The organism is Ruminococcoides bili (assembly GCF_040093295.1).
In the GTDB taxonomy this organism is placed as follows: Bacteria; Bacillota; Clostridia; order Oscillospirales; family Acutalibacteraceae; genus Ruminococcoides; species Ruminococcoides intestinale_A.
In genome coordinates, this window is record NZ_JBBNJY010000019.1 from 1 (window position 1) to 17,019 (window position 17,019).

General features: G+C 39.0%; 20 protein-coding genes and 2 tRNA genes. 13 read left to right on the forward strand and 9 right to left on the reverse strand.

Annotation, left to right across the window (positions count from 1 at the left end; all coding sequences use genetic code 11):
- Positions 1-33: 33 nt before the first annotated feature.
- Complete coding sequence (locus AAAY30_RS07275; RefSeq protein WP_295054980.1) at positions 34-510, reverse strand: pyridoxamine 5'-phosphate oxidase family protein; 477 nt, start codon at positions 508-510, stop codon at positions 34-36.
- Between the two features lies 1 nt (position 511).
- Entirely contained in the window at positions 512-1,801 is a 1,290-nt protein-coding gene (locus AAAY30_RS07280; protein WP_337380651.1) for a DUF1015 domain-containing protein, read from the reverse strand.
- A gap of 252 nt (positions 1,802-2,053) precedes the next feature.
- Between AAAY30_RS07280 and AAAY30_RS07285 the strand changes: the two genes are divergently transcribed.
- Positions 2,054-2,130: transfer RNA gene (locus AAAY30_RS07285), tRNA-Ile, on the forward strand.
- A 433-nt stretch (positions 2,131-2,563) separates the two neighbouring features.
- Here the strand turns inward: AAAY30_RS07285 and glgB are convergent.
- The gene (glgB, locus tag AAAY30_RS07290; RefSeq protein ID WP_337380652.1) at positions 2,564-4,630 is read right to left on the reverse strand and encodes a 1,4-alpha-glucan branching protein GlgB; all 2,067 of its coding nucleotides are present in this window, start codon (positions 4,628-4,630) and stop codon (positions 2,564-2,566) included.
- Between the two features lie 232 nt (positions 4,631-4,862).
- Here glgB and AAAY30_RS07295 point away from each other — a divergent pair, with 232 nt between their 5' ends.
- The 10 genes from AAAY30_RS07295 to AAAY30_RS07340 all read left to right on the forward strand — a co-directional run bounded on the left by AAAY30_RS07295 (position 4,863) and on the right by AAAY30_RS07340 (position 12,481).
- Entirely contained in the window at positions 4,863-5,399 is a 537-nt protein-coding gene (locus AAAY30_RS07295) for a TetR/AcrR family transcriptional regulator (RefSeq protein WP_294664322.1), read from the forward strand.
- Positions 5,400-5,471: 72 nt separating this feature from the next.
- Positions 5,472-5,987, forward strand: coding sequence for a ribosome maturation factor RimM (gene rimM, locus AAAY30_RS07300; RefSeq protein ID WP_022234865.1), 516 nt, complete (start codon positions 5,472-5,474; stop codon positions 5,985-5,987).
- Positions 5,977-6,672, forward strand: a complete 696-nt coding sequence (gene trmD / locus AAAY30_RS07305) for a tRNA (guanosine(37)-N1)-methyltransferase TrmD (RefSeq protein ID WP_022234866.1) — start codon at positions 5,977-5,979, stop codon at positions 6,670-6,672. The genes rimM and trmD overlap by 11 nt, the downstream gene beginning before the upstream one ends.
- 243 nt (positions 6,673-6,915) lie before the next feature.
- The gene (locus tag AAAY30_RS07310) at positions 6,916-7,179 is read left to right on the forward strand and encodes an HPr family phosphocarrier protein (RefSeq protein WP_022234867.1); all 264 of its coding nucleotides are present in this window, start codon (positions 6,916-6,918) and stop codon (positions 7,177-7,179) included.
- Between the two features lie 331 nt (positions 7,180-7,510).
- Complete coding sequence (locus tag AAAY30_RS07315) at positions 7,511-8,701, forward strand: trans-sulfuration enzyme family protein (RefSeq protein ID WP_499215802.1); 1,191 nt, start codon at positions 7,511-7,513, stop codon at positions 8,699-8,701.
- Entirely contained in the window at positions 8,698-9,186 is a 489-nt protein-coding gene (locus AAAY30_RS07320) for a GNAT family N-acetyltransferase (RefSeq protein WP_484330010.1), read from the forward strand. Before AAAY30_RS07315 ends, AAAY30_RS07320 begins: the two co-directional genes overlap by 4 nt.
- 318 nt (positions 9,187-9,504) lie before the next feature.
- Positions 9,505-10,164 (forward strand): amino acid ABC transporter permease, encoded by a 660-nt coding sequence (locus AAAY30_RS07325; protein ID WP_186935404.1) that lies wholly within the window; start codon positions 9,505-9,507, stop codon positions 10,162-10,164.
- The gene (locus AAAY30_RS07330; protein ID WP_022234871.1) at positions 10,145-10,819 is read left to right on the forward strand and encodes an amino acid ABC transporter permease; all 675 of its coding nucleotides are present in this window, start codon (positions 10,145-10,147) and stop codon (positions 10,817-10,819) included. The genes AAAY30_RS07325 and AAAY30_RS07330 overlap by 20 nt, the downstream gene beginning before the upstream one ends.
- Before the next feature lie 4 nt (positions 10,820-10,823).
- Complete coding sequence (locus AAAY30_RS07335) at positions 10,824-11,573, forward strand: amino acid ABC transporter ATP-binding protein (protein WP_022234872.1); 750 nt, start codon at positions 10,824-10,826, stop codon at positions 11,571-11,573.
- A gap of 29 nt (positions 11,574-11,602) precedes the next feature.
- The gene (locus tag AAAY30_RS07340; protein WP_295025213.1) at positions 11,603-12,481 is read left to right on the forward strand and encodes a transporter substrate-binding domain-containing protein; all 879 of its coding nucleotides are present in this window, start codon (positions 11,603-11,605) and stop codon (positions 12,479-12,481) included.
- Positions 12,482-12,542: 61 nt separating this feature from the next.
- On the opposite strand, the gene AAAY30_RS07345 is transcribed toward AAAY30_RS07340, so the two are convergent.
- Together AAAY30_RS07345 and AAAY30_RS07350 are read right to left on the reverse strand one after the other, a co-directional pair.
- Positions 12,543-12,992 (reverse strand): DUF3021 domain-containing protein, encoded by a 450-nt coding sequence (locus AAAY30_RS07345; RefSeq protein ID WP_294664337.1) that lies wholly within the window; start codon positions 12,990-12,992, stop codon positions 12,543-12,545.
- Position 12,993: 1 nt separating this feature from the next.
- A complete protein-coding gene (locus AAAY30_RS07350) occupies positions 12,994-13,434 on the reverse strand; it encodes a LytTR family DNA-binding domain-containing protein (protein ID WP_295025216.1) in 441 nt (146 codons plus the stop codon).
- A gap of 348 nt (positions 13,435-13,782) precedes the next feature.
- Here AAAY30_RS07350 and AAAY30_RS07355 point away from each other — a divergent pair, with 348 nt between their 5' ends.
- Both AAAY30_RS07355 and AAAY30_RS07360 read left to right on the forward strand, forming a co-directional pair.
- Positions 13,783-14,682: a tetratricopeptide repeat protein gene (locus AAAY30_RS07355; RefSeq protein WP_337781548.1), complete on the forward strand. Its 900-nt coding sequence runs from the start codon at positions 13,783-13,785 to the stop codon at positions 14,680-14,682.
- Between the two features lie 306 nt (positions 14,683-14,988).
- Positions 14,989-15,064, forward strand: a tRNA-Trp gene (locus AAAY30_RS07360).
- A 71-nt stretch (positions 15,065-15,135) separates the two neighbouring features.
- On the opposite strand, the gene AAAY30_RS07365 is transcribed toward AAAY30_RS07360, so the two are convergent.
- The 4 genes from AAAY30_RS07365 to AAAY30_RS07380 form a co-directional block, all read right to left on the reverse strand.
- A complete protein-coding gene (locus AAAY30_RS07365; RefSeq protein WP_302493708.1) occupies positions 15,136-16,305 on the reverse strand; it encodes a tyrosine-type recombinase/integrase in 1,170 nt (389 codons plus the stop codon).
- A 16-nt stretch (positions 16,306-16,321) separates the two neighbouring features.
- Positions 16,322-16,525, reverse strand: a complete 204-nt coding sequence (locus tag AAAY30_RS07370) for a helix-turn-helix domain-containing protein (protein ID WP_499215801.1) — start codon at positions 16,523-16,525, stop codon at positions 16,322-16,324.
- Positions 16,518-16,733: a helix-turn-helix domain-containing protein gene (locus tag AAAY30_RS07375; protein ID WP_294439867.1), complete on the reverse strand. Its 216-nt coding sequence runs from the start codon at positions 16,731-16,733 to the stop codon at positions 16,518-16,520. The genes AAAY30_RS07370 and AAAY30_RS07375 overlap by 8 nt, the downstream gene beginning before the upstream one ends.
- Before the next feature lie 92 nt (positions 16,734-16,825).
- Positions 16,826-17,017, reverse strand: coding sequence for a helix-turn-helix domain-containing protein (locus AAAY30_RS07380; protein ID WP_176753541.1), 192 nt, complete (start codon positions 17,015-17,017; stop codon positions 16,826-16,828).
- Positions 17,018-17,019 lie beyond the last annotated feature (2 nt).

Here is a 17,019-nt window from a genome sequence, read left to right on the forward strand (position 1 = left end):
CCGATCCTTTAAAAAGGCTTGACCTAAATTTTATTAAACCGTTTTTTTATTAGCTTTTGCGGTAAGTTTTTCAATTTCTATCACAAAAACATCTGTGCGTTCAAATGCGCCTTTTATATGGTTTTCACCGTCTTCCGTAAATTCGGGAGAGTATTTTTGCACCAGAAGCCGCAGTGCTTTTTCTTTTTCGGTAACCGTTTTTGACGCATAACCAAAGGCAATGGCACTTTCATAACCTGTTGTGAATTTTTCGGAAATAACATCTGATTTTGTAACGACAGTAAACGAAACTTTGCCCGAAAATCTTAGGTTATCCTGTTTGTGACCGACATTTTTGGCACAGTGAAAGTAGATTTTGCCGTCATCGTAAGCGTAGTTTACGGGTACACCGTACGGATAGCCGTCTGCGCCGATGGTAGAAAGCACACCGAAGCTGCCTGATTTCAGAATTTCTAAGGCGTCATTTTCGTCAACTGCTCTGTCTTTTCTGCGGATTTCATAGTCTTTCATATTAATCAACTCCAAGATTGTTCATTACCATACCTGTAATCATTTTTGGATAGAAATATGTGGATTTCTGCGGCATTTTTTCTCCTGCGGCGGCAACATCACGAATTTCGGTAACTCTTGTAGGGTTGAGTACAAATGAGCATTGGAACTCGCCTTTGTCAACTCCGTCAATTGCCTCTGTAAAGAATTTTGTGTATGTAAGGTTAATCTGTTTTGCCATATTTTCCTTGTCAATTCCAAAGATTTTTTCAAGAATAAGTGTATGGAGAACAGAAACATCAAGCGACTGTGACGCCTTGCTTACATTGGGGAGCATTTGGCTCATAATGTCGATATTTTTGAGTGTCAGCAAGAACCATTCGCCCTTGCCGCAATAGAAACCGAATGCTTTTTTGCCCTCGTCATAGAGTTTTTTCAAATCTTCCTCCATGGTGTCCGTGCCTTCTTTTTCGTCTATGTAGAAGAATTCGGAGCACTTTTCGAGTACCGCCTCTTTGTCAAAGTTCGGTAAATCTCTCACAAGGCGGTGGGTAGGGAATACCACAAGTCCCGGATGCTCCATATCTACGAGGTAAATCATCTGGAAGTCCTGCGGATCGCCCGGCTTTGAAATGCCGTTTTCTCTGCAATAATTTCTGTAATTGAGAGCGGTTTCGTATCTGTGGTGACCGTCGGCAATATATAGTTTTCTGTCTGCAAAATCGGCAACAAGCTTCGCAATGATTTCTTCGTCGGTTTCAATCCAAAGGCGATGTGTAACACCTGTTTCGTCTGTAAATTCAAGGTCGGCTTTTGCCTTTGAATGCTCATCAATGGTAGCAAGAGTTGTATGTTTTTCGTCCATATAGAGAGCGTAAATCTGACTGAAATTGCAGTTTGTTGCTTTCATAAGATTTAAACGGTCTTCTTTAGCCTTTGAAAGGGTAAATTCGTGCGGTAAGATAATGCCCTTTGAAAATTCTTCAAGCTGAACTCTCGCAATAATGCCCTTTATGCTTTTGCGTGTGTTTCCAACGGAAAATTCTTCCTCGTAAATATAGATAGCAGGCTTATCTTCAATTTTCAAAATGCCTTTATCCTGCCACATTTTTAAAATATCGCTTGCGCAAGCGTAAGGATTTTCACCCTCTTTTGGCAATTCAAGACGAATAATGTTGTATTCGTTTTCTTTAATAAAAGCAAGTCTTTCTTGCTCGCTGATTATGTCGTACGGAGGACAGCAAAGAGAGGAAATTTCGCCTGCCTTTGCGGTGTTGTATCTCATACCTTTGAATGCTTTAATAACTGCCATAGCCATTACCTCCAATTGAATTAATAAAATTCCCGAACGAGGAATATAAAATTATAAGAATTATAAGTAAAAATAATACTGTCATATATATTGTACCACGAATATGTAGGAATTTCAATAAATTTGTTGTAAAAAGCAGTGCTTTTATATACTTTTTGAATAATACAGAAACAAAAATTCTTATAAAATTAAATGAAAAGATTGACAATACAGATATAATATGATATAATATCACTTGCGTAAAATAAATATGCGCCAATAGCTCAGTTGGTTAGAGCTACCGGCTCATAACCGGTCGGTCCGGGGTTCGAGTCCCTGTTGGCGCACCAAGCAAAAACCGCATTAGAAAACTGTTTATCAGCTTTTTAATGCGGTTGTTTTTATATCGTGATACACAGAAATACAAGGAAAAACAGTGTACTACAGAAAAAATGCATTGCAAAAAAATATCTTTGATTTTTATATTTTAACGGAATACTTTATAAAAGTTTAGTCGACCTTTGAAAAATTGAGTAAACTTTTTTGCTTTTGGGAGGATAATTTAGCGTTAGCTAAATTTCAATGCCCGACCGACACTCCACCAAACCATAATTCATCCTAACTTTTGATAAAGAGCCCAAAAAGAAATGCAGATAGGGAAGATCCCTGTCTGCATTTCAGATTATAAAGAGGTCGGACAAAAATGACCTTAATATAAAATTAATTTAAAAACTGAAAAATTTACCTAAACAGTTGTTATTCTTCAACTGTTTCAATTTTTTCTTAAGCTTTAGTTTCCTTAGTTTCTTCCTTTTCTTCAACTACAGGCTTTTCATCGACTTTTTCTTCTGCCTTGCTTTCAGCTTTTGCGGCTTTTTCAGCCTTTGCTTTCTTAAGAGCGGCAGCCTTGCGGTTTGTAGTCTTTTCCTTTTTTGGTTTTTCGGGTGCAGGAAGTTCCTTGTCAAGCTCAATGTAGATTACGGAAAGCGGTGCAAGCGTAATGTTGATTGAGTACGGAAGATCGTGATCGGTTGCATCCTGTGCCTTTAATTCGCCCTCGTTTACGATACCGCAGCCGCCGAATTCCTCTGCCTCGGAGTTGAGAACTTCTTTATAGATACCAAACTTCGGAACACCGATTTTGTAGTTCTCACGGAGCATTGGCTGGAAGTTACATACAACAATAACTTCGCTTCCGTCATAAGCAATTCTTCTGAAAGAAATAATGCTATGCTTGTAATCGTCGAGAGCAATCCACTGAAAACCGTTCCAGTCGTAGTCGTTTTCGTGCATTGCAGGTGTATCGCAATAGAATTTGTTTGCTGTAGCAAAGAAGTGATTAAGCTGACGGTGCTTTTCGTAGCCGAGCAAGTTCCACTGGAGCTGTTCGGTAGAATTCCACTCGTCAAACTGTCCGAGCTCACTGCCCATAAACATAAGTTTTTTACCGGGATGAGCAAGCATATAAGCAAGGAATCCTCTTACGCCCGCAAACTTGTTGTCATACAGACCCGGCATTTTGTTGATAAGCGAGCCTTTGCCGTAAACAACTTCATCATGAGAGATAGGGAGCATAAAGCTTTCGCTGAATGCGTAAACCATACTGAATGTAAGAGTATCGTGGTGATAATTTCTGTAAAGCGGGTCAAGGCTGATGTATGAGAGCATATCATTCATCCAACCCATATTCCACTTGTAGTCAAATCCAAGTCCCATATCCTTTGGCGGGAAACCGGTAACATTCGGCCATGCTGTGCTCTCTTCGGCAATCATCATAGCTTCCGGGTGGAACATATGCACAACAGTGTTAAGCTTCTGTAAGAAATCAACAGCAACAAGATTTTCTCTGCCGCCGTAGATATTTGCAAGCCATTCGCCGTCTTTACGGTTGTAGTCGAGGTAGAGCATAGATGCAACGGCGTCAACTCTGATGCCGTCAATATGATATTGGTCAAGCCAGAACATTGCGGATGAAAGCAAGAAACTTGCTACTTCGTAACGGGCATAGTTAAAGATATATGTACCCCATTCCTTGTGTTCGCCGATTCTCCAATCCTCGTATTCATAACAGCCTGTACCGTCAAATCTGCCAAGACCGTGCTCGTCCTTGGGGAAGTGAGCAGGTACCCAGTCAAGAATAACGCCGATACCTTCCTGATGACATTTGTCAACAAAATACATAAGGTCTTTAGGAGTACCGTAACGGGAAGTTGCCGCAAAGTAACCTGTTACCTGATAGCCCCAGCTGCCGTCAAACGGATATTCTGTAAGAGGCATAAACTCAATGTGAGTGTAGCCCATTTCTTTTACATAAGGAATAAGCTCCTCGGCGAGCTTTCTATAGCTGAATACATTGCCGTCCTCGTATTTTCTCCAAGAACCTGCGTGCATTTCATATACATTGATAGGCGCGTTCTTGTGCGGGTGAGCTTTCTTGTGCTCAAACCACTCGCTGTCGTTCCATTCATAACCGTGAATTTCATATACACGAGATGCGTTATCAGGTCTTGTCTGGCAATGGAATGCATATGGGTCGGTTTTCATTACCTTTTGCATTGACGGAGTTTCTACGCAGTATTTATAGCAAGCATATTCCCATACACCCTCAATAAACAATTCCCATACGCCTGAATTGTCGATTTTATACATATAGTTTGCATCGGGGTTCCAATCGTTGAAGTCACCTACAACGGATACGGAAAGTGCGTTTGGTGCCCATACTCTGAACACAACGCCGTCTCTGTCGCCCCAGTTTACAAAATGAGAGCCCATAAATTCATAAGCTGTAACAGATTCGCCCTGCAAAAACTGTTCAAGCGGAGTTCTTTTGTCATTTAAACTAAAAGCCATTTATATATCCTCTTTTCTTTAAGAAATTTGGGAAAAGGGCGCATATTGCTCGTTTTTACAAAAAAATAAATCCGCAGTATGCTTTTACAGTGTTTCCCTTGATTTAATTATATGTTTATAGTATAATATATTCTACACAAATATACAAGAGTTAATTTTAATTTTTATGTAAATTATTTTACAAATTATTAAAATTTGTTTATTTTTTCAAAAAAATTTAAGGTGAAATTTTATGGATAAAAGAGTAAAAAATACCACAAAGGCACTCAAGCAGACACTTTTTGATATGCTTGAGCAAATGCCTTTGAGCAAAATTACAGTAACCTCTCTCTGTAAGCAGGCGGGAGTGAACAGAGTTACCTTTTATCACCATTTCGCCGATGTTTACGATATGATTTCTCAAATAGAAATCAGCTATGTTGAAGAATTAAAGGATTACAATTTTAAATTTACGCAGAACGGCAAGGTGAATTTCCTTTGGATTGTGCGCTTTGTAAAGAAGTATTCGGATTTTTACAGAGTGGTTTTCAATAACAATATCCAGACTAAATTACTTGACGAAATGTATGCGGAGCTAAAAAAAGAGTATTGTGCGGCATTTGGTAAAAAGGATATTCCGCAGACCAAACTTGAGTATATGTTTACATTTCTCGAAAGCGGTGCGTCAAGTATTTTAAAAAAGTGGGTAAGAGGCGGAATGGCAGAGAGCGAAGAATATATCGCCGACCTTATAAGCGAAATATTTATCAGTATGCACAGTCATATATAATAGTTGCTCACAGCCGAAAATTATGTTAAAATATGTAGTCAAATGAAAGAAAAAATTACGGATGGTGTATATATGAAAAAAAGATTTCTTGACAGCGGAAAAATTGTAGGCACTCACGGCATAAAGGGCGAATTAAGAATTGACCCGTGGTGCGACAGTCCCGAATTTTTGTGTTGCTTTAAAAAACTTTATCTTGACGAGCAGGGCAGAGAGAGCATAAAAGTTAAGTCACGCCCTCACAAAAATATTGTGCTTTGCAAGGTTGACGGAATAGATACAATTGAGCAGGCGGATAAAATGAGAGGCAAGACAATTTATATTGACCGAGAGGAGATCGTCCTTGACGAGGGTGTAAACTTTGTTCAGGATTTGCTCGGCCTTGAGGTAAAAGACGCCGACAATGCAACTGTTTACGGCAAAATTACAGATGTTTTGCGCACAGGTGCTAATGATGTTTATGAGATAACAGATGACAACGGCAAAAAATATCTTGCACCCGTTATTGACGAGGTTATTACAGAAACCAATGTTGATGACGGATATGTTCTTATTCGCCCGATGAAAGGAATATTTGACGATGAGGATTGATATAATAACCTTATTCCCCGAGATGTTTACTCCTGTTTTGGGTGACAGTATAATCGGCAGAGCACAAAAAAGCGGTGCGCTTGAAATACATTGTCATCAACTGCGTGACTATGCTTTTGACAAGCACAGACGAGTTGACGATACCCCGTACGGCGGCGGAATGGGAATGTTGATGAAAGCCGAGCCTATAGCGCTTTGCTTTGAGGATATATGCGATAAAATCGGCAAAAGACCGCATTTTGTCTATATGTCGCCGCAGGGAAAAACTCTTACGCAGCAAAGACTTAAGGAAATAGCCGAGATTGAGAATGTCTGCATATTGTGCGGTCATTACGAGGGTGTCGACCAGCGTTTGCTTGATGAATTTATAGACGAGGAAATTTCAATCGGCGACTATGTGCTTACAGGTGGCGAACTTCCTGCAATGGTATTCACGGACGCACTTTCAAGAATGGTGCCGGGTGTACTTTCAAATAATGAATGTTTTACCGAAGAAAGCCATTTTAACGGTTTGCTTGAGTATCCTCAATACACAAAACCGTCGGTATGGAGGGGCAAAGAAGTGCCCGAAGTGCTTTTGAGCGGTCATCATGCAAACATAGCAAAGTGGCAGAAAGAAAAAAGTCTTGAGGTAACCCGTGCAAAGCGCCCGGACTTGCTTGAAAAGATAAAAGAACAGCAATAAGAATTAACAATAATTTAGTGTTGCAAAATAATATTTAGCAATACTTAATATAATTTAATTTTAGTTTTAGTAAAGTTGCACAACAACAGACCGAAATTTTTGGTTGTAAGTGAGTATTAAACCAAAAATTAATTAACTTATTGACCTTTTTTTGAAAAAATACTATAATATTTATTAAAAGATTGCAAAATGCAGTCGGATTACAAAACGGGTTAAATTATATGGCAAGAGAGGGATTTTAAAATGTATGTTAAGGAAGTATTAGTACAGAACAAGGCAGGCTTACATGCTCGCCCAGCTACATTTTTCATTCAGAAGGCTAACGAATACAAGTCAACTGTATGGGTAGAAAAGGAAGAAAGACGAGTTAATGCAAAGAGCCTTCTCGGCGTATTGTCACTTGGTATTATCGGCGGTACAACCATCAAGGTTATTGCTGACGGTTCAGACGAAACAGAGGCTGTTGACGGTCTTGTTGCTCTCGTTGAGTCAGGTTTTGCTGAATAAGTTAAATAATTTATACTCTTTCAGAATTTAAGGGCGGTTTTCCGCCCTTTTTGTTTTGCCTTTTTAAAGGTTGACCAAGCTTTTATAATTGCTTGTCGAAACAATTTGTTAAACCATAGTTTTAAATATTCCAAAAACACAAAAAACAAATCCGATTTACATTATTTTCAAAAAGATTTTTAAAACCTATTGACAAACGGAAACGGTGGTGTTACAATAAACCTACTTTATCGGTAGGAATACTAAGTTTTAGGAAAATTCCCGCTTTTTAAAGTAATATTATTATATATCCGCACACAATGCGGAAATTTAAAATCAGAAGGGTGATAATATGAGCGAAAAGAATGTAAAAGATTTAGGCTTTCAGACAAGAGCCGTGCATACAGGCAACGGTGTTGACGGCGAAACAGGAGCAATTAAGAGGCCTATAACTATGGCAAACAGCTATGAATTGCCCTATGACCCAAGTGACCTTAACTGGAGCAGTGCAGGTAAAAACCTTTATACAAGAAACGGAGGCTCAAACCAGCAGTATCTTCAGGAAAAAGTTGCCTCTCTTGAGGGCGGCGAAGATTGCGTGGTGCTTGCAAGCGGTGTTGCCGCTTTGTCGGGACTGTTCTTTGCTTTACTCAAAAGCGGTGACCATGTAATTTTCTCAAGCGTTACTTATATTGCGGTTTACAGACTTTTAAACGAGCTTTTAAACAATAAATTCGGTGTGGAAACAACAATTGTTGATACCTCCGACCCTGAAAATGTAAGAAAGGCAATCCGCCCGAACACAAAACTTATTCATATAGAAACTCCGGGCAACCCCACACTTACAATTTCGGACATCAAGGCGATTGCAGACATTGCGCACGAAAACAATGCGCTGTTATCTGTTGACAATACATTTGCTTCTCCGTACAACCAAAGACCCGTTGAGCTTGGCGCAGACTTTTCGATTGAAAGCCTTACAAAATATATCAACGGTCACGGCGACGCAATGGGCGGTGCTATTATCGGTAAAAAAGAATACCTCGACATCATCAGAGCACAGTCGCAGATTAACCTCGGTGCAACAATCAGCCCGTTCAATGCCTGGCTTATTATGCGTGGTGCGGTTACTTTACCGCTTAGAATGAAACAGCACAATGAAAATCCACTCAAAGTCGCTAAATATTTAAAGACTGTAAAGGGTGTAAGTTTTGTGGCTTATCCGGGACTTAAAGCCCACCCGAACCACGATATCGCCAAAAAGCAGATGACAAACGGTTTCGGCGGTGTGCTTTCGTTCGGACTCAAGGCTGACCATGATACATATAACAGATTTGTAAGCCATTTGAATGTCATAACTTCTGCAGTTTCTCTCGGTCACGATGAAAGCCTTATCGTTTTCCTCGGAGAAAATGACGAAAGACAGTATCTTTATCCCGAAGAATTCCACAACGGCTTTTTCAGATTCAGCGTCGGCATTGAAGATGCAGAAGATATTATTGCAGACCTTGAGCAGGCATTTAAGAAGGAAAATTTATTATGATAAGAAAAGCCACGGTGCTTGATTTGCCGGCTGTCAAAGAAATTTACAATTATGCGGTTTTAAACACTACCGCAACCTATGACATAAATCCCAAAGATGACAAATACTTTGTTGATATGTTAAATGAGCATACAGGCAAGTATTTGCTCTCTGTGTATGAGGAAAACGGCAATGTAATCGGTTATGTTGCACTTTCCCGCTACAGTAAAAGAGATGCATACGACATTACAGCTGAGCTTTCGGTATATGTAAAAAACGATTGTCAAAACAGGCACATCGGCACTCAACTTATTGAGTATGCACTTCAAGAGGCGCAAAAGAATAATCAGTTCTTGACTGTGGTTTCGCTTATCACAAGCGAGAACGAGCACAGCATTTATTTACATAAACAGTTCGGATTTGAATTTGGCGGAAGAATTAAAAACGCAGGATTCAAATTTGACAGGCTCTTGAGCGTAGATATTTATTACAAGAATTTCCAATGAGTTTTTAACGGATTGGCGCAGATGTATTGACTTTTATCAATTAATATGGTATTATCAGAACATATAAAACCTATTAGGTTTATAGGACTTCAAGAGAGGAGAGCAACCTTATGACAAAGCTTGTTTCATATGTAAAAAGCTCTATGTGTTGCTGTTGCATGTGCACAATGTGTATGTGTTTATTTCCCATGCTCTCCGACGAAAAGTTTTGACCAGATAAAGTTTTACTGACCGGAGTGCATATGTTCTTCGGTCTTTTTTAATGCTTTTTATTATTCTGTGCATAAAATGTTAAGAGATTAGGAAAAAGGTGAAAAAATGAATTGGGAATTTATTTTTAAATATCTTCCTTTGTACCAAGAGGCAGCTTTGCTCACGTTAAAAATCGGACTTATCGGAATCGCCGTTTCTATTATAATCGGTCTTTTCTGTTCATTGGTTCAGTATTACAAAGTGCCCGTGCTAAGGCAGATTGCAACGGTATATATTGAAATATCCCGTAACACTCCGCTGCTTATTCAGTTGTTTTTTATTTACTATGCGCTGCCAAAGGTTGGCGTGCAGGTAAGCTCTGAAATGGCAGGCTATATCGGTCTTGCTTTCCTGGGCGGAAGCTATATGTCGGAAACTTTCAGGAGCGGACTTGAATCTGTAGATAAAATTCAAACCGAAAGTGCTTTAAGTCTTGGTATGAAGCATCCGCAGATTATGAGATATGTAATACTGCCGCAGGCTTTTTCAACAAGTGTACCGCCGTTTGTGGCAAATGTAATATTCTTGCTTAAAGAAACAAGTGTATTCAGCGCAGTAAGCCTTATGGACCTTATGTTTGTTGCAAAGGACTTAATCGGTCTTTACTACAAAACAACAGAGTGTCTGTTTATGCTTGTTGTGTTCTATCTTATTATACTACTGCCTGTTTCAATACTTGGAAGTGTGCTGGAAAGGAAACTGAGATATGCCGGATTTGGGGATTGATGTTCTTTTTAAGGGAACAAACTTTATACGCCTTTTGGGCGGCTTGTGGACTGCACTTGAAATCAGTCTTATTTCAGTCGGTCTTAGCATACCGCTTGGCATTTTGCTTGGCATTGTAATGACTATACCAAACAAAGCAATAAAAGTTATAACAAAAATTTATCTTGAAATTATCAGAATAATGCCGCAGCTTGTGTTGCTTTTTATAGTGTTCTTCGGTGCAACAAGAACTATGGGAATTAACCTTTCGGGCGAGGTTGCCTCGGTAATAGTGTTTACGCTTTGGGGTACGGCAGAGATGGGCGACTTGGTGCGAGGCTCAATTATCAGTATTCCGAAACACCAGTCGGAAAGCAGTCTTGCGCTCGGACTCAGCAAAGCACAAACCTATTTATATATAATAATTCCGCAGACGGTACGCAGACTTTTGCCGCTTTCAATCAACCTTGTTACAAGAATGATAAAGACTACAAGCCTTATCCTTATGATTGGTGTTGTAGAGGTTATAAAGGTTGCACAACAGATTATTGAGGCAAACCGTGCCACAAGTCCGAACGCAGCGTTCGGTGTGTACCTTGTAGTATTCATTATGTACTTTATAGTTTGCTTCTCAATAAGTATGGTTGCAAAACATCTTGAAAAGAAATGGAGTTGAGGAAATGTCGCAGGAACTGTTAAAAATAGAAAATCTTACAAAGCGTTACGATGATAACACCGTACTTCAAAGCATTAATATGACAGTCCGTCAGGGTGAAGTTGTGGTAATTATCGGCCCGAGCGGCTGTGGCAAGAGTACCTTTTTACGATGTATAAACGGTCTTGAACCTATACAGGAGGGCACAATTTCTTTTGAGGGCGAGTTAATCGACCGCAAAAGCAAAAATATAGCGGAAATTCGCCAGAAAATCGGTATGGTGTTTCAGAATTACGAGCTTTTTCCACACCTTACCGTTATGGATAATATCTTACTTGCCCCCACAAAAGTGCAGAAGAGAAATAAAGAGGAAGTAAAAAAAGAGGCGGAAGAGCTGCTCGAAAAAGTCGGATTAAGCGAAAAGAGCAACAGCTATCCACGACAGCTTTCGGGCGGTCAGAAACAGAGAGTTGCAATTGTAAGAGCCTTGTGTATGCACCCGGACATTTTGCTTTTTGACGAGGTTACAGCCGCACTTGACCCCGAAATGGTAAGGGAAGTGCTTGATGTAATGCTCGGACTTGCAAAGCAGGGAAGAACAATGCTTATTGTAACTCACGAAATGCAGTTTGCCCGTGCGGTTGCCGACAGAATAGTATTTTTTGACGGCGGTCACATTGTGGAAGAGGGTAAACCCGAAGAGTTCTTCACAAATCCAAAGACCGAGAGAGCTAAAAAATTCCTTGATATTTTTGAGTTTGACTCAATAAAATAAATTTTCTTTAAGAAAGAGGAGAGATTATTATGAAAAGAATTACAAAAATCATTTCTGCAATCCTTGCAGTGTTAATTGTTACAGCGGTGTTTGCAGGCTGCTCAAGTTCAAACGACAATTCAACCGCTAACGGCTTTAGAACACTTGATGAAATCAAATCATCGGGTACAATCAATATCGGCGTATTTTCCGACAAAAACCCATTCGGTTATGTTGACGAAAACGGCGAGTATCAGGGCTACGATGTTTACTTTGCAAACCGACTTGGCGAGGACCTCGGAGTAAAAGTAAACTTTGTTTCAACTGAGGCTGCAAACAGAATCGAATACCTCCAGACAGGTAAGGTAGACCTCATTCTTGCAAACTTTACAGTTACGGACGAGAGAAAAGAAGAGGTTGACTTTGCACTTCCTTATATGAGCGTTTCACTCGGTGTTGTATCTCCGAAGAGCAAAACAATAACAAGCCTTGACAATTGGAACGAAAGCGACAGTATGATTGTAATTTCAGGTACAACTGCCGAAACTTACCTCACAAAGAACTATCCGAACATCAAACTCCAGAAGTATGACGCATATGCACAGGCAAAGACAGCTCTTGAAAACGGCAGCGGCGCAGCTTGGGCAAACGACAATACAGAGGTTATCGCATACGCAAACCAGAACAGTGACTTTGTTGTAGGTATTCCTGAACTCGGTTCGGCAGATACAATTGCTCCTGCCGTAACGAAGGGCAACGATACACTCCTTAACTGGATTAACGATGAAATTAAAGCGCTCGGTAAAGAAAACTTCTTCCACAAAGATTACGAGGCAACACTCCTTGACACATACGGCAAGGATTACGAGAATCAGCTTGTAATCGAGGGCGGCGAGCTTGCATCATCAACAAATGATACAGCTAAATAATTTAACTTAATATTCAATAAAACAACGGCAATCGGAATTTAATCCGGCTGCCGTTGTTTGCTTATAGCTTGGTGTTTATTTTTTTTATTGTAATTTTTGTTTTGGTATATGATATAAGCCATATAAAGAAATATATTGTAATAAAAACACTGTAATAAATCAAAATCGAAATTACATTGTGCGGCATCCAATACAGAAAGTAGGCGACAGGAAATGTAGCTGTTGAATAAATCAGTAAATGAGTAATTGTTTGCTTTATTAAACTCCACCTGTCTATTGTCCATATGACCGATGTACCGCCTAAAATTGCGCCGTATATCATACTTATAATTGTTTGAGCTATTACTGCATTTAATTCTGTTCCAAACAATTCAATTGCCTGCGGAACAACAGGGTAAAATTCTCCGTTTCCGATTATAACGGATGTGATTATTGTTATAAAATAACATATAAAAAATCCGACTGCCGCTCCGATTAATCCACGAATTAATAACTGTTTTTTAATACTCATTTTATACACCCAATCTTTCTTTAATTTTTGATACATATCTTCTTGAAACATATGTGCTTTTTCCGTTTTTAAACAGAACATAAACAGTACCTGAAATTTTAAGATTAAATCTGCTGACTTTTTCTAAATTTATAATTTCTGATTTTGAAATCCTTACAAATTTATTATAGTCAAGACTGTTTTCAAGTTCGTATAAACGCTGTGTAACCGTAAATTCTCCTCGATCGGTTACCGCAAAAACTTCACCGTTACTTGCATAAATGTTAATAATGTCATTTTGGTTTATAATCGAAACATCATCTCCGCTTTTACCTGTAACAGTATTTTGTGTAGTACAGGAAAGCTTAGTTATGTATGATTTTATCTCTTCGGTTATTTGGTCGGTGTAAATGACGCATAACGGAGTTTTGTAATTGTTATCTATCTTTAATTCAACTTTCAAATTTTTACCTCCTCAATGTATTATGCTATTAGTTTACAATAATAAAAAATAAAATCAACCGTTTTTTTATATGCGGTTGATTTTATTGTTTAAGCGGTAGTATTCAGTTGTTGAAATTCAGTTTTTAATTTTAAATGTATGTCTGAAAATAAATCTTGCTGTCGGCAGGCTTTACAACTTTAAACGCAAACTTTTTCGCAAAACGGCTTGTTAAGAACTTACTACAACGATTATACAGGTACAAATTTACACTGCCTGGCAGAGTGATTAAGCTTTGCAGGGCGGTATTTTAAAATGGTATTGATGAATATTTAATTGTATGATAAGATAAAAAAGGAGTTGATTTTTATGAGTGACACAATAAATGATTTTTTCGACAGCTTAGAAAAAGAAAATCTTTCTGGTAAAGAAATGAGAGAAAAAATAGATGAGTTTATAAAGCAAAATAATATTGACTATGAAGATTTGGCAGATGAAGAAGATTTAGAAGATTTAGAAGATTTATATTATTATTTAGATATGGCTTTTCAAGCCGAAACCGAACAAGAAGCAATAAAGTATGCTAAAAAGGCTTTGAAGATTGAGCCTGATAATATTGACGCACAGGTGATAATTGCAGAAAATTCAATATATGATCATATAAAGCTGCTTAACAAGTTTGAAAAGATAAAAAAGGCTGCCGAACAGAAACTTGTTGAGGAACATTTATTAACAGAGGAAAATATAGGGGATTTTTGGCTGTTAACAGAAACCCGACCCTATATGAGATTGCTCTATAATCGTATGCGGTTGTTATTGGATTGCGGAAAAATCGGTATGGCAAAAAATGCTTGCTTGGAAATTTTGGATTTGAACAATGATGATAATTTAGGTGCAAGATTTATTTTAATGCATATTTACGCATATTTTGAAGATGAAAAATCAGCGGTTAAGTTGTTTGAAAGGTATGACTGCCAAAAATCGACGCAATTTTTATTGCCTTTGTCAACTTTATATTATAAGCTTGGAAAAACTCGCAAAGCCGCAGCTTATATTAAAGAACTTGTCAATATAAATAAAGATACACACGATTTCTTTAATCGTTTGGTGATAGGCGAAGGTTTGTCAGACATTGAGTTTGGTATGTACGGTTATCGTGCAAATTCTATTGAAGAACTTGCAATTGATGTTACAGATAATAAGTTTCTTTTTGTAAATTGCGGTGTTTATTTTAAATGGGTATTAAAAACAATTAAGAGTATTGATTAATAAAAGCCTCGCCAAAATCATTATACTTGGCGAGGTCCTTTTGTACCAAAGCGTGTAAAGCTGTTGCTGTCAAGTTTTTGAATTTAATAACCCTATATAGTTGTCTGTAAGAATTTTAATATATTTTATTGCAGTACATTAAGCAAAGACCAAATTTTCTTTATGAAGTGTAATAATGTTATTATATTTGTTTAAATATGTGTTTTTATGTCTAACAACATTAAAATGATTTATTTTTCAAAAATTCCTTGACAAATTACGCAAAGTTTGATATAATACATCTTGTCTTGAAAATTAAACAGATATAGGGGTATAGCTCAGTTGGTAGAGCAGCGGTCTCCAAAACCGCGTGCCGAGGGTTCAAGTCCTTCTGCCCCTGCCATCAATTTTTGGCTTCGGAAAGCGATTTCCGAAGCCTTTCTTCTTTTAATTCTACCAAAAATTATACCACCTTTATGCGATGTTCAAATTTATAGCGCTGTCGAGAGCGTTTATCGTCGTCTCCTTTGCGGTCTTTCGACGGTTGATATAAATTCTCTCGGTGGTGTTTACGCTTTCGTGTCCGAGCAAAACGGAAATGTCCTGAATCGGTACGCCGTTGTCGTCGAGAATACTCGCCACAGAATGGCGAAAGCCGTGAATCGTACAATGCGGCAAGCCGGCGTTCTCTGTCAGACGGTTTACCACACGGTTGATTGCGCTGAGATTGACATACGGCTTTCCGAGAACGGTGCGCACAATGAAGTCGTGGCTTTTGTCGTAGCCGTTGCCAAGCAGTTTGGAGTATTCTTCTTGCCGTTGCTTTTCGGCTTTCAGCTCTCCAATCACAAAATCGTTTATCGGGATTTTGCGGTTACTGCTCTTCGTCTTGGGCGTGGTGATTTGCATTGTCACGTTCTTGCGGCTGCCTGTTCTGCTCTTGTTGACGTTCAGGAGCTTTTTATCATAATCTATATCCTCCCATGTTAAGGCGAGCAATTCGCCCTTTCTCAGCCCTGTATAGAGGGCAAGAAGCAGGAATATGTAGATATGGCTCTCGTGTTCCTTTGCGTAAAGCAGGAGCTTCCTGACTTGCTGTGCGTTGTACTCGGGTACGTCCTTCTTGATGCTGTGCGGAAATGACGGCATACGGCTCCTTAATACCGGATTCTCATTAACGTAGCGATTCTCAAGAGCGTATTCATACGCTGACGAGAGGACACCTCGGATATTCTTTACCGTCTTGTAGCTTAGACCGCCTTTGCCGTTGGATTTGCCCTGTTGAGCGAGGAACACAAAATACTCGGTGAAGGTTTCTGGCTTCATATCTTTAAATTTGTAATTCTTCTGCTCGAAATACGGCTTAATCTTGCCGCTGACGGTTTTGTCGTAGGTTTCCCACGTAGATGGCTTTATGATTCCCTTGATACCTTTCAGCCATTTGTCGAGAAAGTCGGTAAAGAGAACATCGTCGCATTCAAGGTTGATATCCTTGTAGCTCTCAATGATTTCTTTCATCTTCTCAATTGCACGGCGTTTGTTGTTACCCTTAACGGGTATCTTCGTGGCAATCATTTTCTGTTTGCCGTTCACCCGAAATTTGGCATAGTAGTAATTGCCTTTTATTATTAAGCTTCCTTCCAATGTAAGCCTTCCTTTCTTAAGATTTGCGATTTGTGGTTGATACAAATTCGATGACGCTCTGTTTCGGAATAACATATCTTGCTCCGACCTTGACATTCATTATCTCGTTGTCCTTCAAGAGCTTATATACCGTATTCTTGCCTAAGCGCAGCATTTTCATAACCTCATCAACGGTTACTATGTCGCTGTACTCCGAAAATATCTCTTTTGATTTATCCAACGCTCTCACCTCGCTTTCCGCTTGGATTGACCGTCAGAAAATCAATTATGCTTTTCTTCGGAATGATGTACCGCTTGCCAACCCTCAGCGTAAAAATCCTGCCTGATTTCAATAAATCGTAGACAGTCACCTTGCTGATGTGAAGCATATTAGCGACATCTGCTACAGATACAACATCATCGTATTCGGTAAACATTTCTATATTCATTTTTTCGCACCTTTCGTTTGGAAGAAAAGCCCGCTGTGTATAAAGGATAACACAACGGGCTCTCATTTAACAAATGTGCAAATCAAATAATCTTATGCGGCAAGAAAATCTATCACGCTTTTCTTGGGTATGACATATTTTTTGCCGACTCTCAGTGTGTGGATTTTATCGGTTTTCAGCAAATTGTAAACCGTTACTCTGCCGAGATGGAGCATCTCCATAACCTCCTCGACCGTTACCACGTCGTTATATTCGGTAAACATTTCATAAACCTTTTCAGCCATAG